This is a genomic window from Halomonas halocynthiae DSM 14573 (genome assembly GCF_000425725.1).
Classification (GTDB): domain Bacteria; phylum Pseudomonadota; class Gammaproteobacteria; order Pseudomonadales; family Halomonadaceae; genus Halomonas; species Halomonas halocynthiae.
In genome coordinates this window covers 116,233-135,384 of the sequence record NZ_KE384441.1, presented here as the reverse complement: position 1 = coordinate 135,384, position 19,152 = coordinate 116,233, and the positions used below count along the sequence as shown (strand labels likewise).

Below are 19,152 nucleotides of genomic sequence, written 5' to 3'. Positions count from 1 at the left end.
TAAACCCCAGCTGGAATTTTTCGTCAACCCTAAATTGGCAAAATGATAGCAATTTCGGGCAGTAATCACTCAGCCAGCGCTAGGCGGCACATAACCCTCGGCTTGATCTGTCGGCTGGTTATCCAAAAAACGCTCCATCTGTTCCATCAGGTAACGGCGCGTTTCGCTGTCCAGCAGGTTGAGGTGTTTCTCATTGATCAGCCGCGTCTGCAGTGATTGCCATTCTTCCCAAGCACGCTTCGAGACTGTCGCCTGAATCTCTTGCCCTTTGGCGCCAGGTAGCGGAGGGAGTGGCAGCGCCTCTAGCTGTTGCTGATATTTGCGACAAAGCACGGTATTACTCATTCAAAGCGTCTCCTGCGAATCATTAGTGGCAGTGTGTGCCACCAGACTGAAGGGTACGAGCGATTCCAGCAAGCCTTTCACTGGGGCAGCAAGACCAATCTCTCCAAGGCTTGCCGGATTCACCCAGTGCCCTTGTTCATTAATGCCCGCTGCCTGCGCCATGCGAGCCGGTCGCGGGGTTATCTCAAGCCGGAAGTGACTAAACACATGCGTAAAAACAGGCCATGCTCGTTCAACCGTGGCGTTTGGTGCGTGATTGTCCAACCAGCCGCGCAGCGCTGTCTCAGAGTCAAACTGCGGTAAGCTCCATAGCCCGCCCCACAAACCACTAGATGGCCGCTGCTCAAGCAATACCCGTCCGGCCTCATCACGCAGTATCAGCATGAGGGTGTGCCGTGTAGGCAGCGCTTTTTTCGGTTTACGTTCGGGAAAGCGGCGCTGCTCACCCCGCTGGTTCGCCAAACATACATCACTGAAAGGACAGCGTTCACAGTCCGGCGTACCTCGGCGACACAGGGTCGCCCCCAGGTCCATCATCGCTTGACTGTAATCTGCAACTCGCTGGTGCGGTGTATAGTTATCAGCCAACAACCATAGCTGGCGCTCCACAGCACTGCGCCCTGTCCAACCCTCGACGGCATGCAAGCGCGCCAAGACACGCTTAACATTACCATCAAGAATAATCCCACGCTGCCCTGTACTTTGCGCAATGATGGCCCCAGCCGTCGAGCGCCCAATACCTGGCAATTCAACCAATACCTCAACACTATCCAGCGGAAACTCACCACCATACTGCGTTGCGATCAGTTGAGCAGCTTTGTGAAGGTTACGCCCCCGAGCGTAATAGCCAAGCCCCGTCCACAAGTGCAACACGTCATCCTGACTGGCTGCAGCAAGAGCGGCAACGTCAGGAAAACGGGCCATAAAACGCTGGTAATACGGGATAACTGTCGCGACCTGGGTCTGCTGAAGCATGATCTCTGACACCCAGACGCGATATGGCGTGCGCTGCTGCTGCCAAGGCAAGTCATGACGACCATGGCGATCAAACCAGTCCAGCAGGCGCTGCTGAAAATGCAATGGCTCAAGGACTGGCATGGGCTGATCTGTCATCAACATCTCACTCCAAAAGCCCCTTGATTGCCTTGCGCAAGCCGCTTGCAGCCTCCTCACCAAGGGGCTCATCAAGCGCTTTTTCAGCGCCATTGCCAAAACGACGCTGAATTTCACGCTGCAAAGCCTGACTTAACGCCGCTTGCACGGCAGTGCTATCAAGGCGGCACCATTTACTGCTGTCTTCGCTAAGCTGCCCCTTACAGCGCAGTGGCAGGGCCACACCAATAAGCCTTGGGTTAACGGCACAGGCCGGATCCACATCGTCACTGAAGCTTGCTGCCACCCGCAGATCAAACGCCTCGCTACCGAGGTCCAACGTACCGTTAGCACCGACATTGATACCAGGGATATTCAGCACCAGGTCGTCTGTGCTGGCGATACCATCCGTGATATCAATAGTCGCCGTCGCTTGCTCAAAGGGGGTGCCCTCAGGCCACTCACTACCCAGCGGCTTGCCTTCCAAGCGTGCTGCAACACCACACAGCTCGCGTGAAATATTGGCCCCTGTCAGCCGACCCTCATTAATACCTAGTTCTACCTGGCCATTTAGGCCACGCGTAACCCGCTCCACACTATTGCCTTGGCTCGTCAGCTCACCCTGGCCATACAGCAGCCCTTCTGCCGGCGGCGGTTCGTGTCCCAGAGAAGCAAGCAAAGAGGCTAAGCGCAGCTCGTCTCCTTCAAACGATAAGGCCCACTGCAGCGGCGCGTCGCTGGCGTTCAATGTACCCGTGGCTTGTAGCGTTCCTGAATGAAGATTGGAGGAAAACTGAGTCAGTTGATGCACTCCGTCATCACCGTCAACGTTGAGAGTCACATCCTGAAGTCGTTGTTTAGCCACAACCAGCTCGTCAAGACGCAGCTGAAGGTTCAGCGCCACCTCTGCAAGCCACTCTGCGGGAAGTAAATCAACATGCTCTTGTTGTGCCCAAGCGCGAGTAATACCCGCGAGTTGCGCCACCTCTGCACCCTCTTCATTAAGCACAAGGTAATCATCAAGATGAATACTGTCACCCTGTAGGCTTGCGTCCAGCTGAGTGCCATCAAACGCAGCGCTCAAACGACCGCTCAGGGTGCTGCTATCCAGCGTCATGTTGAGCCCGTCTAGGGTTAACGACATCAAGTCGCCTTCAACAGGGCTGGTCAATCCGACATCGCTCAACGCGTCGGGGTTATTCATGGCAGGCATGGCATCAAACCGCGCCAACCATTTTTTGAGTGAAAACGGTGCTAACTTAAGCTGCCCGCTATAGCGCGGCGCCGTGTTCAACGCTTCAAACAGCAGATTGCCGGTAACATTCAGTCCGTCCGGCCCAGTAAGCGCGATCTGGCGCAGGTTTGCGGTATGTGTGTCGAGATGACCTTCAAGATCAAACTGCATATCAAACGCTAGGCGCTTCTCTCCCAACAGTGGGTACAATAACCCCGCTTGCAGTTGGCTATTGGTCAGGCGAAGACTATCTGCCCCCAGGTCCAGCTCAAGCTGTTCAGCCATCAGCTGAAACTCTTGCCGCGAGCGCTCCGAGCCAAAGTGCGAACTGGCTTTGAGCGAAAATCCCTCTAACAGATGACGCCGCTCGGTCAGCCCTAGGGTCACATTAGTGCTCAGGTCTAACTGGCTGTTCAAACTCGACGACTCTGCATCGAGCGTCTCGAAGTAGTCCACCACAACGCTACCTTTCAACGGAAAGGCTTTGCCTGGGCTAACATTAGTGCCCGCAAGCACCAAATTGCTCAGCTGGTAAGCGTTGCCAGTCTGCACATCAGCGTAGCGCACACGCCCATCCTGCAACTGTACGCTGGCAATATTCACGTTAACAGCAAGGTCTGGGCTGCTCGGGTTAACCCCCGCGCTGGCCGGCACCAGAACCGACTTCACGCTCTGACGCTGATTGTCTAGGCGCTCAAGCAGTGCTTCCCAGTTACCACGCCCTTGAGCATCACGCTCAAGATTCAGATCCAACCCCACAATCGTCAGCCCATCAATCGCTATTTCACGCCTGAGCAACGGGGCAAACGACAGGCTAACTTCACCATACTCAAACGCAGCAAAGGGTGCTTGACCCTCAGACCTTCCGGGCAACCACGCTTCAGCGGTGTTCACGCTAACCCCAAGGCGGGGATAGAACGACCAATTCAGCTGCCCGCCCAGTTCAAGTTCAAGGCCCGTTTGTTCACGGACTATTTCCACTAAACGTGGCTTGAGGTCTTCTGGGTCAAGAAAGGTCGTCACAAAAACAACCGCCCCCACCATGACTAGTCCCAGAATACCGATAGCGGCCAACAGGATTCGCAGCATTCGCTTCATTGTGGGTCGGCTCCCTTTTTAGCAGAACGATGAGTAACAGAAATATCCAACGCAAAATAATCGCCCGCCTGCACTGGGCGATATCCCACACGACTGAGCAACAACTGATCTGCCATGGACAGATGCTGACTAGCCACGCATAACCGGCTACCTTGCTGGTGCGCTCTCTCGCTAACCAGTTTCAACAAACGGGCTCCTACACCACGACGACGCGTCGTCTTGCGCACACAAAGATGCGAAAGCCACCAGACATCATCTTCTTCCACTACAGCCATAGCCCCTAGCAAGCGATCATTGAAGCGCGCACAAAAAAATACCTGCCCGGCGGCCAAATGGTTTTGAATAAACTCATCAACCGGTATGGGGCGTCGTTCTTCAGGCGCATCGTTATAGATACGCCTCAGGTCGGTATGAAGCTGGGAATCGGCGTCCCAGGCAGTGTGATCGACACACTGAAGCGTTACCGGCATGCTGTATCTCCTGAAAACTGGCGGCGTTGACCAGCCTGAATGTCTGGCATTGTAGCGGATAGGGCCAACGGTTCTCTATAATGGTTGTTTTGTTGCGGCAGACGAGATTCGCTGTCTCGGCTTTGAAGCGCAGAGCAAGAGCGCCTCAAGCACCCAAACGCCGCGTCATTCTGATATGCGCCCAGCGCTGGAGATCCGACATGTCCGAGCGTATTGCCACGGTCAGCCGTGACACGCAGGAAACACGTATTACTGTTACTGTAAATCTGGACGGACAAGGCCGCCTTAATAGCCAAACCGGCATTCCCTTCCTCGACCATATGCTTGACCAGATAGCGCGTCACGGCCTGATCGACTTAGATATCAACGCCGATGGTGATTTGCATATCGATGATCATCACACTGTCGAAGATATCGGCATCACCCTGGGCCAAGCATTCCGCCAAGCACTCGGAGATAAGCGCGGCATTTCTCGCTATGGCCATGCCTATGTGCCACTAGACGAGGCGCTAAGCCGCGTAGTTATCGACTTCTCTGGCCGCCCTGGGCTATTTATGGATGTTGAGTTCACCCGCGCAAGCATCGGCACTCTGGACACTCAGCTGTTCTGGGAGTTCTTCCAGGGTTTCGTCAATCATGCTCAGGCAACCCTGCATATCGACAATCTGAAAGGTTTCAACGCTCACCACCAGGCAGAAACCATTTTCAAAGCATTCGGCCGCGCAGTGCGAATGGCCACCGCTGAAGACTCACGCATGGCAGGCCAAATGCCATCTACCAAAGGCGTACTATGAGCCTGCCGGCCAAACTGCCGACCACTAAGAGGATCGCAACATGACCATCGCCGTCATCGACTACGGTATGGGCAACCTGCACTCTGTCGCCAAAGCGCTGGAGCACGTCACCCAGGAGCGTGTAGTCATTACCCGCGATGCTCGGCGCATTCTAGGCGCAACACGCCTTGTGCTACCGGGCCAGGGCGCCATCCGCGACTGCATGAGCGAGCTTGAACATACCGAACTGCGTGGCTTGGTAGATGAGCTGCTGGCTCAGCAGTCCAAGCCCCTGCTGGGCATTTGCCTTGGCCAGCAAATGCTTTTCGAACGTAGCGAAGAAAATGGCGGCACTGAATGCCTGGGGTTCATGCCAGGCCAGGTACGCCGCTTCCCCACCGACATGCTCGACCCTCACAGCCAGCGGCTCAAAGTGCCGCACATGGGCTGGAATCAGCTACAGTTGCATCAAGACCATGCCCTGTGGCGCGGCATTCATCAGGATGAGCATTTCTATTTCCTGCATAGCTACTATGTAACCGCCAGCAACGACACCGACGTGTATGGCACCATCAACTACGGCCATATCACAGCGCATGTCGCCACCGGACGCGACGCCACCTTTGCGGTACAGTTCCACCCTGAGAAAAGCTCTCGGGCCGGACTCAAGCTGTTGGAAAACTTCGTTTACTGGGCGCCTTAATGGCGTGAAAGGACACAACATGTTGGTTATTCCCGCCATTGATCTCAAAGACGGTCAGTGCGTGCGCCTCAAACAAGGACGCATGGACGATGCAACCAGCTATGGTGACGACCCCGTCGCCATGGCAACGCGCTGGGTTAACGCCGGAGCACGCCGTTTGCATTTGGTGGATCTGAATGGCGCGTTTGAAGGTAAGCCGATGAATGGCGAGGCTGTTACAGCTATTGCTCAAGCCTACCCGGACCTCCCAATCCAGATCGGCGGCGGCATACGCGATGCCGCTACTATCGAGCACTATCTCAAGGCTGGCGTATCCCAACTGATCATCGGCACCAAAGCCGTTAAAGAGCCAGAGTTCGTTAGCGAAATGTGCCGCGCCTTCCCCGGCCACATCATCGTCGGCCTAGATGCCCGCGACGGTTTTGTCGCCACCGATGGCTGGGCCGAGGTTTCAACACTCAAAGCCACCGACCTGGCTAAGCGTTTTGCCGACGACGGCGTCTCTTCCATCGTTTACACCGATATTGCTCGCGACGGCATGATGCAAGGTGTCAATGTTGAAGCAACCGCCGAACTCGCCCGTGAAGGCGGGTTGCCGGTCATTGCCTCCGGCGGGGTCACTAACCTTGACGACTTGCGAGCACTGATTGCTGCCGACGAACCGGGTATTGTCGCCGCCATCACCGGCCGAGCTATCTACGAAGGTAGCCTGAATCTGTCTGAGGCCCAGGTGTTGTGTGATACCTTGACCGCTGGCCACAAGGAGAGCTGAACATGGCACTTGCCAAACGCATCATTCCCTGTCTTGACGTAGAGTCTGGCCGTGTGGTCAAAGGCGTTAACTTTGTCGATATCCGTGATGCCGGCGACCCTGTCGAGGTCGCCCAGCGCTATAACCTTCAGGGTGCTGATGAAATTACCGTGCTGGACATTACCGCCAGCCACGAAGATCGCAACACCACGGTTGAAATGGTTGAGCAGATTGCTGGCGAAGTGTTTATTCCCCTAACCGTAGGTGGCGGCATCCGTAGCTGCGACGACATTCGTACTATGCTCAATGCTGGAGCCGATAAGGTCTCCATCAATACCGCAGCAGTACACAACCCTGACTTTGTGCGCGAAGCCGCCGACCGCTTTGGCAGCCAGTGCATTGTGGTCGCTATCGACGCGAAACAGGTGTCAGCCGAGGGGGAGCCACTACGCTGGGAAGTTTTTACCCACGGCGGACGTAAAACAACGGGCCTAGATGCCGTGGAATGGGCCCGCCGCATGGTGGAATATGGTGCTGGAGAGTTGCTGCTGACCAGCATGGATCGCGACGGCACCAAGCAAGGCTTTGATTTAGGCGTGACCCGCGCAATCAGCGATGCCGTCAGCGTACCGGTGATTGCTTCAGGTGGCGTCGGCAACCTTGACCACCTAGTAGACGGTATTCTCGAAGGCGGAGCCGACGCAGTACTGGCAGCCAGTATTTTCCATTTTTCCGAGTACACGATTCCTGAAGCCAAGCGCTACATGGCAAGTCGTGGCATCACCATGCGGCTCTAAACTATGCTCTTGATCACCACAGCAAAACCACACGGTCCTCTCCAGCGCTCACGCCAACACGCAAAGCGTAGCTCTCAAGCTGAGAGAGTCCGCCGGCTGGCCGCATGTCTGACGGCAGCGCTGGCGTTAGCCTTCACGGCCAATAGCGCTTTAGCACAGCAGGAACCAACGGCTGAAGCCCAATCCTCGATGCTGGAACTGGATCACATCCTGGTTCAGACCAGCTTGTATACACGGCACTTTTCTCCGGACCCCGAGCATAATAACGATCAGAACCTGCTTTCCATTGAGCTTCACAACCCCCAGCGCTGGCTAGTGGGTACAGCTTGGTTCAGAAACTCCTACCGCCAGCCCACTTGGTATTGGTATGCCGGACGTGAGTTCCCCCTGTGGGAGCCAAACCATGAATTCAGCGTGCGCGCTAAGCTAACCGCAGGCTTGCTACGCGGCTATAAAGGCGAGTACCGCGATAAAATCCCATTCAACAGGTCAGGCGTTGCACCCGCCATTTTGCCGAGCGTCGGCGTTCGCTACAAACGGGTAGAGGGCGACGTCATTGTCTTTGGTACTGCAGGCATGATGGTCACCGCAGGACTGCGCTTCTAAGCGCTTGCAGCAAACAGTCTGCGTTATCAACGCATGACCAGGAAATAGCCACCGCTTATTCCTCGCCGTCTATGCTGACCCCCAAATTGCTGACCCCGTCGTTGCGCCCTAGCAGGCGCAGCGACTTCAGCGCCTCTCGACTGAGCGGTGTTTCCGCTGCTGCCAACACAGCATCCTGAAAGTCATTTTCATCCGCCATCAACGGATGTTCTCGCACGTTGGCCGCCAGTGCGTCGCTGTCCTCTTCGCCCTCCGTCATGGCAATGAAAGCCTGCACACCACTGCGGGAAGTGCGGCTGACTTCGACAACCGCCTCCAACGATCCCCCGCGCAAGGTATCAAGCAACGCAGACAATGCCGACACAACTTCCATAGCGCGTCGCGCCCCGAAACTATCGTCCTCGGCGGGTGGATGACATGCAACCAGCTTGTCGGCTTGCAGATCAAAGTCGATTCGCGCGCTTTTAACCTGCAAACGCTCCCACACCAACGCCAGGATAGCTTTCAAAACGTTAAGATCGCCCTGCCCTGAGGCTTGTGCATACAGCGCATAGTTAGGCACTAAACGCTCACACAGCGCAGCCATGAAAGCCTGCTGAGCCTGTGGCTCGAGTGCATACAAGCGCTGATTGAAACCTTTAACAGGCTGAGGCTGAGACATGAGCTTTCCTTGTACGTCGAGTGAATGACTAAAGAGCAGGTATCGGCCGCCTATGGCCACAAGCGTTCAGGGGCCACGCGCCCACGGTCATCAAAGACAACACCTTCGGCCATCAACCGCTGGCGCTGCTCATCAGCAGCCCCATGCTCTGCGAGCCGTCGCGAGGCAGTAATAACACGAAACCAGGGTAAATCATGCCCCGCTGGCAGCTCACGCAGCGCCCTGGCTACCAGTCGCGGCGTGCCAGCATCAGTCATGGTAGCAATACGGCCATAGCTGGTCACGCGCCCTGGAGGAATCGCTGCAATAATAGTAAGTATCTGTTCTTTCAAGCTTACTTTCATGTACTCTGGCCTTCTCACAGCTGATTTTCGGCGAGGACGCGCATGCATTTTCACCTTCTCCAGCATAGCCCCCACCTGGGCCCAGCCCGTATCGTCGACTGGCTCGATAGCATGGGACATAGCCATACCACCTTCCACCTGTACGACGGCGAATTACCACCACGCCCTGGCGACAGCAACGGACTCATCATTCTCGACGCACCAGAAAGCGACGTGTTACCAAACTGGGGACGCCGAGAAGACAAACTGATTACTCGCACGCTGGACAGCCCACGCCCACTTCTTGGTATCGGCCACGGCGCTTGCCGCATCGCTCATGCGCTGTGTGCTGGCGTTTCACGAGGCACTTACGCCGAAACAGGTTGGCAAAAGGTGACTCTCCACACGACCAGCCCCTTCGATTTGCCGGAGCATTTCGACGCATTTACCTGGCACCGCAATGTTTTTGGCTTACCCGACGATGCGTTACCACTCGGTGGCAGTGAAGCCAGCCCGCTACAAGGGTTCAGCTGGGATGCGGGGCGTGTCGTGGGCCTGCTATGCCACTTGGAAGCCACACCTGCCAGCACCCGCGAACGGCTGGCCCATTTGCCCCGGCCTGAAGGCGACGCCACCAGTCCTTATCGACAAAGTGATAGTGACATTCTTTCCAATAACGAGCAGTTTACGCAACTAGCACCGCTGCTTGATCGCGTACTGAGCCAGTGGCTGCGTAATGCCCGCCATGACTGACACCACTTAATTGAATGCCTTTTCCAAGGCAAAGCGGGGCTGCATAACAGCCCCATTTTCATCGCGTATTTCTACCGTTTCGGTAAACATCCCAAGCGGCCTGACCCACAGACCATAGTCACCATATAACGCGCGGTACACAACGACCGACTCCTCAGTCTCGCTGTGCTGGGCAACGCCAACCACTTCATAAAGTGGCCCTTTGTAATGACGATAAATACCGGGTACTGGCTGAGAGTTATTCATTAAAAACCTGTCTTACCTCTGGGGTGAATTACGTGCCAGCTTGGCCAACACTCGAGCCACGGCAGCAAAACCGAAGGCGCCCGTCACAAAGGTAGCTGCACCAAAACCAGAGGCGCAGTCTAAACGTGTCGACTCACCCGCCGCCGGTTTAGCATGACACACCTCTCCATCCGCAGCGGGGTAAACCAGCTGCTCGTCCGAAAACACACATTCCACACTGAAGCGTCTTTTGGGGTTACGCGTAAAACCATAATCACGGCGCAGTTGAGCCCGCACGCGCGCCAGTAACGGATCCTGCACAGCACGCGCCAAGTCAGCTGTCTGAATACGTGTCGGATCGGTCTGACCGCCGGCTGCCCCCGTCACAATAATCGGTATCTTGCGCCGCCTACACCAAGCAATCAGCGCCGCCTTAGCCACCACGCTATCAATGCTATCTAGTACGTAGTCAACTCCATCCGGCAAACGCTCTGCTAGGTTCGCTGGCGTCACAAAAGCCGAATCCGCCACCACATCAATATGGGGATGAATGGCCCGACAACGTTCGGCCAGCACCTCAACCTTGGGGCGGCCAACCGTGCCATCCAGCGCATGCAACTGGCGATTAACGTTAGACAAGCACACATCGTCTAGATCAATTAACGTCAACCGACCAATACCGGAGCGGGCCAGAGCCTCTACTGCCCAGCTTCCAACGCCACCAACCCCTGCCACCACCACATGGGCATGACGAAAACGCTCGACCGCCTGGGCACCATACAAGCGCCGGATGCCTCCAAAACGCAGATCATAATCGCTATCGATAGCCAGTGAATCGCTCATGATGCCTCTGGATTTTGTACATTTGTGACCCTCATATTGCTTAACAGCGGCTGAGAAGAGCCACTTGCGCCAGGCAAATGACCAGCCCACCCAAAGCGTTCAAACAACTGGGTCATCACTGGGTCCAGCGCACAATGCAAACGCAACATCTCACCGCTCACTGGGTGCCTAACACTCAACTCCACAGACGCCAACAGCAGCTGAGGGCAGTCCAGCTGAGCGGCAAAGAAACGGTTATGCAGCCCTTTGCCATGCCTGGCATCGCCGATAATCGGGTATCCCCGGCGCGATAGATGACGGCGAATCTGGTGACGACGCCCAGTCAGTGGACGCGCCTCCATTAACGAGTAGCGGCTAGTGGGGTAGCGATCAACGCTAACGGGCAACTCCACACTATCCAGGCGACGCACTTCCGTTACGGCGGGCATGGCTGGCATGTCGGCCTTGGGGCGCGAGCCATCTTCCTCACGCAAGGCATAATCGAGACGCTCACAATCAGGGCCTATGCCACGTACCACTGCCAAATAACGCTTAGCAACACGCTGGGCACTGAACTCCTCTACCAGCCCAGATGCCACCTCAGAGCTGAGCGCCATCACGATCAATCCCGACGTCGGGCGATCCAGCCGGTGTACTGGATAAACCCGCTGCCCAATCTGGTCGCGCAAGGTCTGCAGCAAAAAGTGCTTTTCACCTCGCGCTAGTGCGCTGCGATGCACCAACAACCCAGCAGGTTTATGCACAGCAATCAGATGGTTATCCTGATAAATTATCGGCAGTGATTCTGGCATGTGGGCTCATCAATAAAGGGGCCGTTAAGGCATGGTCATAAAAAAAATATCAACACATTAAGGGGCAAGGCAATCGCTCAGGTGCATATTGTCGCTGTAGGTGGCACAGATGTCATCTGCAGCGATTGGCCTCAGCCCGTTATTGAGAAAGCCAGTAAATGAAGATAGCGTTATTGGTATGCTTCCCTGCCGCAAGACCCGAGATTCGAGGCAGATATCAACAACCATCTGGCGCGCTGCGCCTGTGTATAAAAAAGATGTATAACAGGTCGTGTAACAGGAGCCCCTATGAGCAGTTCACAGCAACCACACTTGGTGGTATTTACTGGAGCCGGCATCAGCGCCGAAAGCGGTATTCAGACGTTTCGCGCCGAAGATGGCTTGTGGGCTGACTACCGTATCGAGGATGTCGCTACGCCCGATGCGTGGGAGCACGATCCAGAAACCGTGCTGCATTTTTACGATCAGCGACGTAACCAGATCCGTTATGCCAAACCTAATGCGGCGCATAACGCACTGGCAAACCTGGAAAAAAACGGCTTTCAAGTCAGCATTATTACCCAGAATATTGACGACCTGCATGAGCGGGCCGGCTCTACCGATGTGCTCCACTTACACGGCGAGATACTCAAGGCGCGCTCAAGCGTTGATAGTCGCATGCTCTATCCGCTGCCCAAGGGCGGCATTCGAATGGGCGACCTCTGCGATAAAGGCAGCCAGTTACGGCCTGACGTCGTTTGGTTTGGCGAAGCCGTGCCGAGATACAGCGAAGCCTGTGAAATCGCCAGCACGGCGGATTTACTGCTGGTGGTGGGCACTTCTCTTGCCGTCATGCCCGCCGCTATGCTGGTTGACTTGGTTCCCCAGCACGTCGAACGCATTGTCATCGATCCTGCCGCAGAGTCCCTAGGCCGATCTGACATCATCCGTTTGGCCATGCCCGCTGGAGAAGGCGTACCCATGCTAACCCAGCACTGGCTACGCAAAGGACACCTATGGGTACCTGAAACACTGTACCCACACGAACGGCTAAACTAGCCGCCAAACAGCGCACCAGCTATCCGGAAGCCGGCAATCCAGGTTCCAGCAGCTGAGCCAATCGTAGCGGTAATAAATACCAGCAAGGTGCGCGACACGCGGTTGCGCCACCAACCTGTCCAGTGGGTCACATCCTGACGCAGCGTTTTAAAGTCGCGTACTTTGGGCTTACGCATGGCCAGCTCAACCCCAGCAGCAACAAAACCTGCACCAATCGTTGGGTTCAGCGAAGTCAGCGGTGCCGCAAACGCAGTGGCCACTACCGTGACGGGGTGCGCTAACGCCACCAGCGTTGCCAACCCAGATAGTACGCCGTTAATCACAAACCACTCGATGACCAACTGCCAGCCAAGCTCAGTGTTGCGGGAAAACCCCATGGCAAAACCACTAAGCACCAGAGCCGTAATTAGCCAAGGTAAAAATTTCCAGACTCGCGACGGCGGCGGCGTTGTTTCGAGTGCTTCGCGCTCAACCCGGGGCACGTCCGGCAGAGGGGTTTCCAGATGCTCAGCCATCCCCTTAAGGTGGCCCGCACCAATCACTACCAAGACATGGCGATAACTGCCTGGCGGGCAGGTTTCAGCAAGACGCAACACCATATACCGATCACGCTCGCTGATCAGCGGAGTAAATAGCGCTTCAGACTCACTGGCAAACTCATTAAACGTAGATTCAAGAACATCACCTTGTTTGAGTTTTTCAATATCCTCAACAGCCACGTCCTGACGCGACAGCACGCTGCCCAGCAGTCCGGAAAATAAAGAAAAGCGCTGCCACCAGGGTACATTGCTGTAAATACGCTTCAGCGTGATGCCAATATCCCGATCGATCAGCTTAACCGGTAAACCAAGGCGCTGGCTTTCTTCAAGAGCCGCATTCATTTCAGCCCCCGGTTCAATACCCGACTGCTCAGCAACCCGCTGCTGAAAAGCCCCCAGAGCGAGACTCGCAGCGACCATTCCCGCCTTGCCCTGGCGGAATACCTGAAACAGGTCTTGCTCAGCCATAAGGTCGGGATTGGCAAGGTTCTGGTGACGCGACTCACATAGCTCGATGGCGACAGCATCAAACGCCTGGGAAGCAATCAACGCACGCACTTCGTCGGCACTCTCAGACGACACATGGGCCGTGCCAACCAAGGTATAGCAGGTATCACCAACGCACAGCGTACGGCGGGGGCCGGAAGTCGTCGGAGCGTCAGGCGAAGGGGTTACGGTATCCGTTGTCTGGGTCATTACAGCTCAATTGTGCAAGAAAAAAACGATTATCGCCCATGTCATTCGATGGGCCAACTCACGACTCACGAGTAACAGCTCGCGACTCATTATTCATTACTTTTGCCAGAAGGCCGGGGTAAACAGCACCAGAATGGTAAATATCTCAAGCCGCCCCATCAGCATCGCCAGTACCAGAAACCATTTAGCCAAAAACGGAAGATCACCATAATTCGCACTGGCTTCGCCCAACGCAGGCCCTAGGTTGTTAAGCGCAGATGCCACCGTAGACCAAGCAGTCACCTGGTCAACACCCGTTGCCATGATGCCCACCAATATCACGAGAAACACCATCACATAAGCCGAGAAAAATCCCCACACAGCCTGTGCAATGCCGTCTGGCACTACCGTTTTATCAATTTTGACGGCAATCACCGCATGCGGGTGAATCAAACGCACTACCTCACGCATACCCTGCTTCATAATCAAGATGATGCGAATAACCTTCATGCCGCCACCGGTCGACCCTGAGCATCCGCCCACAAAGGCGGCAATAAACAGCAGAAAAGGCAACGCCCCGGGCCAGCCAGAAAAATCTTCAACACTAAAGCCTGCCGTACTGGCAATAGAAACAACTTGAAATACCGCATCTCGCACTAAGGAAATAGGCTCTGCTTCCTTAGCAAACCATAAGGTGCCAACGGTAATAATTGATAGCCCCAGCAGAAACAACAGCAAAAATCGCGCCTCTGGGTCACGCAAGTAGTGGCTAATACTACGTTCGCGCCAAGCAACAAAATGCAGGCTGAAGCTCATGGCAGAGATAATAAGAAAAAAGATACACACCATTTCAATCGCAGCGCTATCGAAATAACCGATGCTGGCGTCATGCGTCGAGAAACCGCCAATAGCCACTGTTGAAAAGCTATGGCTCAGGGCATCAAACCAGTCCATGCCTGCCACTTTATAGGCCAACATACAGGCGATGGTCAGCGCCAGATAGATATACCACAACGCCTTGGCTGTTTCGGTAATACGCGGTGTTAGCTTGGAGTCTTTCAGCGGCCCAGGAATTTCGGTGCGATACAGCGCCATGCCACCAACCCCTAGCGTTGGCAAAATCGCCACAGCCAACACCACAATCCCCATCCCACCCAGCCATTGCAACTGCTGGCGATAATACAAAATGGCCTTGGGCAGAAGGTCAATGCCGGTAATTACCGTCGCGCCAGTTGTCGTAAGGCCAGAAAAGGATTCAAACACGGCATCAGTCATCGACAGCGCCGAGCTGCCCGTCAACATCAGCGGCAGGGCACCTGAAAACCCCAACACCCCCCAGAACAGCACCGCGATAAGAAAGCCATCACGCGTACGCAGTTCCTTACGCGCCAAACGATTGGGCAAATACATCACAGCCCCAATGCCGGCAATGATTGCCTGTGCCAGCATGAATGCTGTCCACATGCCGTCGTCATAAATCAGCGAGATAAAAATGGGCGGCGCCATGGTCATACTGAACATCATTAGCAACAGGCCCAAGATGCGCAGAATCATCCTCAGACTCATGTGTGAGCACTCCTCATCATGCCGTCAGAAGAAGGACAATCCGACCTGGAACAACCGCTCCACATCACGGATACGACGCTTGTCGATCACAAAAAGCACCACATGATCACCTGACTCCACCATCACCTCGTCATGAGCAATCAACACCTCACTGCCACGCACAATAGCACCTATCGTCGTGCCTTCAGGCAGGTCGATTTCACTGATCGTACGCCCCACCACCTTGGAGGACTGGGTGTCGCCATGAGCAATGGCTTCAATAGCCTCTGCAGCACCACGGCGCAGCGAATGCACATTCACAATATCGCCACGCCGCACATGGGTCAGCAAGCTTCCAATCGTGGCTTGCTGTGGCGAAATAGCAATATCAATCTCACCGCCCTGCACCAAATCGACGTAAGCCGCATTATTGATCAATGTCAGTACTTTCTTAGCTCCCATACGCTTAGCTAGCATCGACGACATAATATTCACTTCGTCGTCGTTGGTGAGTGCGCAGAAAATATCGCAGTCTTCAATATTTTCTTCTTCCAGCAAGCGCTGACTGGTCGCACTCCCATGCAGCACTACCGTACGATTAAGATGCTCAGAGAGCTGGGTGCAGCGCTCAAAGTTATGTTCGATGATCTTAACCTGATGGCGGTGCTCCAAGTGCTCAGCCAAGCGCTGACCAATGTTGCCGCCCCCAACAATCAATATGCGCCGAAAATTCCGCTCTAAGCGCCGCAGCTCACCCATTACCGCGCGAATATCTCGCCGGGCCGCAATGAAGAACACTTCATCATCAGCCTCAATCACCGTGTCGCCGCGTGGAATGATAGCTCGGTTACGACGGTAAATCGCAGCAACCCGGGTCGCCACCTTTGGCATGTGGTCACGTAGCAGGCCCAGCTCCTGACCCACCAATGGCCCACCATGAAATGCTCTGACAGCAACCAACTGAACCAGCCCACCTGCAAACTCCAACACCTGCAGCGCACCAGGATGCTCGATCAACCGCCGGATATGGTCGGTAACCACCTGCTCTGGCGTGATCAGCACATCAATTGGCACCGCATCATGTGCGAACAACCCTTTACGGGTCAGGTAAGCCGTCGCCCGTACCCGCGCAATCTTAGCAGGCGTACGAAACAGCGTATGCGCTACCTGGCAAGCAATCATGTTAACTTCATCGGTATTGGTCACCGCAATCAACATGTCGGCATCTTCACAACCTGCCTGACGCAGTACGCCGGGGTAGGATGCCGGGCCTGTCACTGTGCGAATATCCAAACGCGTATTCAGCTCGCGTAGCCGCTCCACATCGGTATCGACAACCGTGATGTCATTTTCTTCATAGGCCAGGTGCTCGGCCAGGGAGCCTCCGACCTGGCCCGCCCCAAGGATGATGATTTTCATCGTACCCCTGCGTTCAAATTAATCCGCTTTTTTCAATCTGGCATAGAAAAAGCCATCATGACTGTCCGGTCTTGGCAATAACTGCTGGCCAGCACCAGCCAACCGCCCCCAGGATAGGTTGCGTGGCGTGGTCACTTCCACATCCGGTGTGCGCGCGATAAAAGCAGCGACCTGATCAGCATTTTCCTCCGGCAACACGGAGCAAGTGGCATATAACAACGTGCCACCAGGCACCAGCAGCGGCCAGAGGTTATCAAGCAAGCGAGCCTGTAACTCAGCCAGCGTAGCAATATCCGAGGGACGACGCAGGCGCTTAATATCTGGATGGCGACGTATAACACCACTCCCCGAACACGGCGCATCAAGCAAAATGGCATCGAACGCAGCGCCATCCCACCACTCACGGCCAGACGCATCACCATGAATCAGCTTGGCCGATAACCCCAGCCGCGACAACGTATCTTCAACCCGCCCCAGACGTCTGTCGTCACTATCCACAGCCGTCAGGTCAATATCAAACAACTCCAACAAGTGAGCAGTTTTACCACCTGGGGCACAGCAGGCATCCAATACACGCAATCCAGGGCGCGGCGCAATTATCGGACCCAGCAACACCGCTGCCAGCTGAGCCGACTCGTCCTGCACACTGGCTCGTCCGTCACCAAAGCTTGGCAGCTCGCTCACATCACAAGCCTCCTCTAGCGTCAGGCCATCTGGCGCATGAGAACACAGTCGCGAGCGAATGCCCGGCCCATCTAATAGCTCACGGTACTGCTCGCGGTCTCCTTGACGGCGATTAACTCGCAGTGTCATTGGCCCAGGCTGATTGTTCGCCTCGGCAATCTCACGCCAATCATCTGGCCAAGCGTTGCGCAGTACATCAAGCCACCACTGCGGGTGCAACAACTCAACGGCCAGCTCCTTATCGACAGCAGCCTCAAGCTGTGCACTCTCTCGTTGCAGGCGGCGCAAACAGCCATTGAGCACCCGTGTCGCCCACTCTTTGTTGAGCAACCGCGCAGCGCCAGCTGTTTCACCCACGGCAGCATGAGCAGGAATACGCAAATACAGCAGCTGATAGATACCCACCAGTAGCAAGGCATGAACATCCGCATCGCGCGCCTTGAACGGTCGCGCCAACAGCTGGGCACCCAGCGCCTCAAGCCGTGGAAGCGCTCGGCACGTGCCATAACAAAGCGCCTTGAGCAGCCCCCTATCACGCGCGACGACTTGATGTTCATCCAACTGGCTGAGCGAGCCCTTGCCAAGAAGCACTGGCGCAATAGCACGCGCCGCCGCCGCTCGAACGGCGACTCCCGGGCTGTTTTTGGCAACAGCGCTTTTTCCACGCGGCGTTGATGGCGTATTGCGGCTCATTGTGAAGCCTCCGACTTACCTAAACGAATTCCCGGTGCCAACCGCTCGGCTCTTGCCAACAGCAAGTCGTACACCGGCATAACCTTGCCACCAGGCAGCTGCGCCTGGCTAACACACAACACCTGATCGCCTGACGCACCGCAAGCGATACGCAAGAAAGACTCATGATGCGCCAGCAACGTCCCCGGCGCACTGGGCGACTCCCCCTCATCCAAGTGACCCACGTGGGCCATCAGCAAACGTAATCGGTCATCACCCAGCACACACCAGGCCACTGGCCAAGGATTAAATGCGCGAATACGAGCAGCGAGCTGTGCGGCATCCTGATAAAAATCTAACTCGGCCTCAGCCTTGGTTAACTTGGCCGCATAAGTCACGCCCTGTTCGGGTTGAGGTGTAGCAACAGCATTGCCCTGCGCCATGTCGTCAAGGGTGTGTAATAACGCCTTGCCGCCCAACGCCGCTAAACTATCATGTAATTCCCCTCCCGTAGTGGTGTCGGTAATTGGCGTGCGTGCGACCCGCAACATATCACCGGTATCCAGCCCTTCATCCATTTGCATGAGGGTTACACCACTTTCATCATCGCCCGCCTCAATAGCTCGCTGAAGCGGCGCTGCCCCTCGCCATCGTGGTAGCAGCGACGCGTGTACGTTAATACAACCCAGCCGCGGCGTTTCAAGAATTGTGCGTGGCAGAATCAGCCCATAAGCCACCACCACCATCACATCAGCATCCAGCGCCGCCAACGCCTGCTGGGCGTCAGCCTCTTTTAAGCTAAGCGGCTGGTAAACCGTAATGTCATGCTGCGTGGCCAGCTGCTTCACCGGGCTGGGCGTTAACTTACGCCCTCGCCCAGCAGGACGATCGGGCTGCGTATACACAGCAATTACCTGATGATGACTATCTAACAGCGCCGTCAGGCTAGCAGCAGCGAAGTCAGGCGTGCCAGCAAAAATCACGCGTAAGGATCGGGACATGGGTCGATGGCCTAGCAAAAGTGAGTGATCGGCAAGCAGAAGACCACATGATAACGAAGCCACACGCTTACGGCACCATTACCTAACCAATGGTTGGCTGCAAGCTGTCATGAC

At 55.5% G+C, this 19,152-nt stretch carries 21 protein-coding genes; 7 read left to right on the top strand and 14 right to left on the bottom strand.

All coding sequences use genetic code 11. The features are described 5' to 3' along the window. Nucleotides 1–69 precede the first annotated feature (69 nt). The 4 genes from H616_RS0112440 to H616_RS14980 are packed head-to-tail and all read right to left on the bottom strand — an operon-like array spanning nucleotide 70 to nucleotide 4,239. On the bottom strand, nucleotides 70–345 hold the full coding sequence (locus tag H616_RS0112440; protein ID WP_027967658.1) for an oxidative damage protection protein: 276 nt from the start codon (nucleotides 343–345) through the stop codon (nucleotides 70–72). Then, on the bottom strand, nucleotides 346–1,458 hold the full coding sequence (gene mutY / locus H616_RS0112435; protein ID WP_027967657.1) for an A/G-specific adenine glycosylase: 1,113 nt from the start codon (nucleotides 1,456–1,458) through the stop codon (nucleotides 346–348). A 7-nt stretch (nucleotides 1,459–1,465) separates the two neighbouring features. Then, complete coding sequence (locus tag H616_RS0112430) at nucleotides 1,466–3,769, bottom strand: AsmA family protein (protein ID WP_027967656.1); 2,304 nt, start codon at nucleotides 3,767–3,769, stop codon at nucleotides 1,466–1,468. Further along, nucleotides 3,766–4,239 (bottom strand): acetyl-CoA sensor PanZ family protein, encoded by a 474-nt coding sequence (locus H616_RS14980; RefSeq protein WP_051234283.1) that lies wholly within the window; start codon nucleotides 4,237–4,239, stop codon nucleotides 3,766–3,768. Before H616_RS14980 ends, H616_RS0112430 begins: the two co-directional genes overlap by 4 nt. Before the next feature lie 200 nt (nucleotides 4,240–4,439). Between H616_RS14980 and hisB the strand changes: the two genes are divergently transcribed. From hisB to H616_RS0112400, 5 genes are read left to right on the top strand one after another with little or no spacing between them, the layout of a single operon-like run. After that, nucleotides 4,440–5,033, top strand: a complete 594-nt coding sequence (gene hisB, locus H616_RS0112420) for an imidazoleglycerol-phosphate dehydratase HisB (protein WP_027967655.1) — start codon at nucleotides 4,440–4,442, stop codon at nucleotides 5,031–5,033. A 40-nt stretch (nucleotides 5,034–5,073) separates the two neighbouring features. Then, nucleotides 5,074–5,715 carry an imidazole glycerol phosphate synthase subunit HisH gene (gene hisH, locus H616_RS0112415; RefSeq protein ID WP_027967654.1) on the top strand — a complete coding sequence of 214 codons (642 nt, stop codon included), beginning with the start codon at nucleotides 5,074–5,076 and terminating at the stop codon, nucleotides 5,713–5,715. A 19-nt stretch (nucleotides 5,716–5,734) separates the two neighbouring features. Continuing rightward, nucleotides 5,735–6,487 carry a 1-(5-phosphoribosyl)-5-[(5-phosphoribosylamino)methylideneamino]imidazole-4-carboxamide isomerase gene (gene hisA / locus H616_RS0112410; RefSeq protein WP_027967653.1) on the top strand — a complete coding sequence of 251 codons (753 nt, stop codon included), beginning with the start codon at nucleotides 5,735–5,737 and terminating at the stop codon, nucleotides 6,485–6,487. 2 nt (nucleotides 6,488–6,489) lie between these two features. Further along, entirely contained in the window at nucleotides 6,490–7,263 is a 774-nt protein-coding gene (gene hisF, locus H616_RS0112405) for an imidazole glycerol phosphate synthase subunit HisF (RefSeq protein ID WP_027967652.1), read from the top strand. A 3-nt stretch (nucleotides 7,264–7,266) separates the two neighbouring features. After that, a complete protein-coding gene (locus H616_RS0112400; RefSeq protein ID WP_240470594.1) occupies nucleotides 7,267–7,869 on the top strand; it encodes a hypothetical protein in 603 nt (200 codons plus the stop codon). A 55-nt stretch (nucleotides 7,870–7,924) separates the two neighbouring features. Here the strand turns inward: H616_RS0112400 and H616_RS0112395 are convergent, their stop codons facing one another. Together H616_RS0112395 and H616_RS0112390 are read right to left on the bottom strand one after the other, a co-directional pair. Further along, the gene (locus H616_RS0112395; protein ID WP_027967650.1) at nucleotides 7,925–8,530 is read right to left on the bottom strand and encodes a YjaG family protein; all 606 of its coding nucleotides are present in this window, start codon (nucleotides 8,528–8,530) and stop codon (nucleotides 7,925–7,927) included. A gap of 50 nt (nucleotides 8,531–8,580) precedes the next feature. Continuing rightward, the gene (locus H616_RS0112390) at nucleotides 8,581–8,874 is read right to left on the bottom strand and encodes an MGMT family protein (protein WP_156906466.1); all 294 of its coding nucleotides are present in this window, start codon (nucleotides 8,872–8,874) and stop codon (nucleotides 8,581–8,583) included. A gap of 42 nt (nucleotides 8,875–8,916) precedes the next feature. Between H616_RS0112390 and H616_RS0112385 the strand changes: the two genes are divergently transcribed. After that, nucleotides 8,917–9,606: a type 1 glutamine amidotransferase gene (locus H616_RS0112385; RefSeq protein ID WP_027967648.1), complete on the top strand. Its 690-nt coding sequence runs from the start codon at nucleotides 8,917–8,919 to the stop codon at nucleotides 9,604–9,606. A gap of 6 nt (nucleotides 9,607–9,612) precedes the next feature. Here H616_RS0112385 and H616_RS0112380 read toward each other — a convergent pair whose 3' ends face one another. The 3 genes from H616_RS0112380 to H616_RS14975 are packed head-to-tail and all read right to left on the bottom strand — an operon-like array spanning nucleotide 9,613 to nucleotide 11,465. Further along, the gene (locus H616_RS0112380; protein ID WP_027967647.1) at nucleotides 9,613–9,852 is read right to left on the bottom strand and encodes a DUF1653 domain-containing protein; all 240 of its coding nucleotides are present in this window, start codon (nucleotides 9,850–9,852) and stop codon (nucleotides 9,613–9,615) included. 12 nt (nucleotides 9,853–9,864) lie between these two features. Next, nucleotides 9,865–10,674, bottom strand: a complete 810-nt coding sequence (tcdA, locus tag H616_RS0112375) for a tRNA cyclic N6-threonylcarbamoyladenosine(37) synthase TcdA (RefSeq protein WP_027967646.1) — start codon at nucleotides 10,672–10,674, stop codon at nucleotides 9,865–9,867. After that, nucleotides 10,671–11,465: a pseudouridine synthase gene (locus H616_RS14975; protein ID WP_051234282.1), complete on the bottom strand. Its 795-nt coding sequence runs from the start codon at nucleotides 11,463–11,465 to the stop codon at nucleotides 10,671–10,673. Before H616_RS14975 ends, tcdA begins: the two co-directional genes overlap by 4 nt. 288 nt (nucleotides 11,466–11,753) lie before the next feature. On the opposite strand from H616_RS14975, the gene H616_RS0112365 reads away from it, so the two are divergent. After that, nucleotides 11,754–12,503, top strand: coding sequence for an SIR2 family NAD-dependent protein deacylase (locus H616_RS0112365; RefSeq protein ID WP_027967645.1), 750 nt, complete (start codon nucleotides 11,754–11,756; stop codon nucleotides 12,501–12,503). On the opposite strand, the gene H616_RS0112360 is transcribed toward H616_RS0112365, so the two are convergent. The 5 genes from H616_RS0112360 to fmt all read right to left on the bottom strand — a co-directional run bounded on the left by H616_RS0112360 (nucleotide 12,500) and on the right by fmt (nucleotide 19,038). Continuing rightward, nucleotides 12,500–13,738: a TraB/GumN family protein gene (locus tag H616_RS0112360; protein ID WP_027967644.1), complete on the bottom strand. Its 1,239-nt coding sequence runs from the start codon at nucleotides 13,736–13,738 to the stop codon at nucleotides 12,500–12,502. The two genes, H616_RS0112365 and H616_RS0112360, sit on opposite strands and share 4 nt — an antisense overlap. A gap of 96 nt (nucleotides 13,739–13,834) precedes the next feature. Further along, nucleotides 13,835–15,283 carry a TrkH family potassium uptake protein gene (locus H616_RS0112355; RefSeq protein ID WP_027967643.1) on the bottom strand — a complete coding sequence of 483 codons (1,449 nt, stop codon included), beginning with the start codon at nucleotides 15,281–15,283 and terminating at the stop codon, nucleotides 13,835–13,837. Between the two features lie 24 nt (nucleotides 15,284–15,307). Beyond that, complete coding sequence (gene trkA / locus H616_RS0112350) at nucleotides 15,308–16,681, bottom strand: Trk system potassium transporter TrkA (protein WP_027967642.1); 1,374 nt, start codon at nucleotides 16,679–16,681, stop codon at nucleotides 15,308–15,310. A gap of 18 nt (nucleotides 16,682–16,699) precedes the next feature. After that, on the bottom strand, nucleotides 16,700–18,058 hold the full coding sequence (rsmB, locus tag H616_RS0112345) for a 16S rRNA (cytosine(967)-C(5))-methyltransferase RsmB (RefSeq protein ID WP_027967641.1): 1,359 nt from the start codon (nucleotides 18,056–18,058) through the stop codon (nucleotides 16,700–16,702). Next, complete coding sequence (gene fmt, locus H616_RS0112340) at nucleotides 18,055–19,038, bottom strand: methionyl-tRNA formyltransferase (RefSeq protein WP_027967640.1); 984 nt, start codon at nucleotides 19,036–19,038, stop codon at nucleotides 18,055–18,057. Before fmt ends, rsmB begins: the two co-directional genes overlap by 4 nt. Nucleotides 19,039–19,152 lie beyond the last annotated feature (114 nt).

Coding starts and splice junctions, on each gene's coding strand:
- hisB (WP_027967655.1), top strand. CDS start 4,440: ATGTCCGAGCGTATTGCCACGGTCAGCCGTGACACGCAGGAAACACGT.
- H616_RS0112365 (WP_027967645.1), top strand. CDS start 11,754: ATGAGCAGTTCACAGCAACCACACTTGGTGGTATTTACTGGAGCCGGC.
- H616_RS14980 (WP_051234283.1), bottom strand. CDS start 4,239: ATGCCGGTAACGCTTCAGTGTGTCGATCACACTGCCTGGGACGCCGAT.
- H616_RS14975 (WP_051234282.1), bottom strand. CDS start 11,465: ATGCCAGAATCACTGCCGATAATTTATCAGGATAACCATCTGATTGCT.
- H616_RS0112430 (WP_027967656.1), bottom strand. CDS start 3,769: ATGAAGCGAATGCTGCGAATCCTGTTGGCCGCTATCGGTATTCTGGGA.
- hisF (WP_027967652.1), top strand. CDS start 6,490: ATGGCACTTGCCAAACGCATCATTCCCTGTCTTGACGTAGAGTCTGGC.
- tcdA (WP_027967646.1), bottom strand. CDS start 10,674: ATGAGCGATTCACTGGCTATCGATAGCGATTATGATCTGCGTTTTGGA.
- mutY (WP_027967657.1), bottom strand. CDS start 1,458: ATGACAGATCAGCCCATGCCAGTCCTTGAGCCATTGCATTTTCAGCAG.
- H616_RS0112440 (WP_027967658.1), bottom strand. CDS start 345: ATGAGTAATACCGTGCTTTGTCGCAAATATCAGCAACAGCTAGAGGCG.
- H616_RS0112355 (WP_027967643.1), bottom strand. CDS start 15,283: ATGAGTCTGAGGATGATTCTGCGCATCTTGGGCCTGTTGCTAATGATG.
- H616_RS0112385 (WP_027967648.1), top strand. CDS start 8,917: ATGCATTTTCACCTTCTCCAGCATAGCCCCCACCTGGGCCCAGCCCGT.
- H616_RS0112400 (WP_240470594.1), top strand. CDS start 7,267: ATGCTCTTGATCACCACAGCAAAACCACACGGTCCTCTCCAGCGCTCA.
- H616_RS0112390 (WP_156906466.1), bottom strand. CDS start 8,874: ATGAAAGTAAGCTTGAAAGAACAGATACTTACTATTATTGCAGCGATT.
- rsmB (WP_027967641.1), bottom strand. CDS start 18,058: ATGAGCCGCAATACGCCATCAACGCCGCGTGGAAAAAGCGCTGTTGCC.
- H616_RS0112360 (WP_027967644.1), bottom strand. CDS start 13,738: ATGACCCAGACAACGGATACCGTAACCCCTTCGCCTGACGCTCCGACG.
- H616_RS0112395 (WP_027967650.1), bottom strand. CDS start 8,530: ATGTCTCAGCCTCAGCCTGTTAAAGGTTTCAATCAGCGCTTGTATGCA.
- trkA (WP_027967642.1), bottom strand. CDS start 16,681: ATGAAAATCATCATCCTTGGGGCGGGCCAGGTCGGAGGCTCCCTGGCC.
- fmt (WP_027967640.1), bottom strand. CDS start 19,038: ATGTCCCGATCCTTACGCGTGATTTTTGCTGGCACGCCTGACTTCGCT.
- H616_RS0112380 (WP_027967647.1), bottom strand. CDS start 9,852: ATGAATAACTCTCAGCCAGTACCCGGTATTTATCGTCATTACAAAGGG.
- hisH (WP_027967654.1), top strand. CDS start 5,074: ATGACCATCGCCGTCATCGACTACGGTATGGGCAACCTGCACTCTGTC.
- hisA (WP_027967653.1), top strand. CDS start 5,735: ATGTTGGTTATTCCCGCCATTGATCTCAAAGACGGTCAGTGCGTGCGC.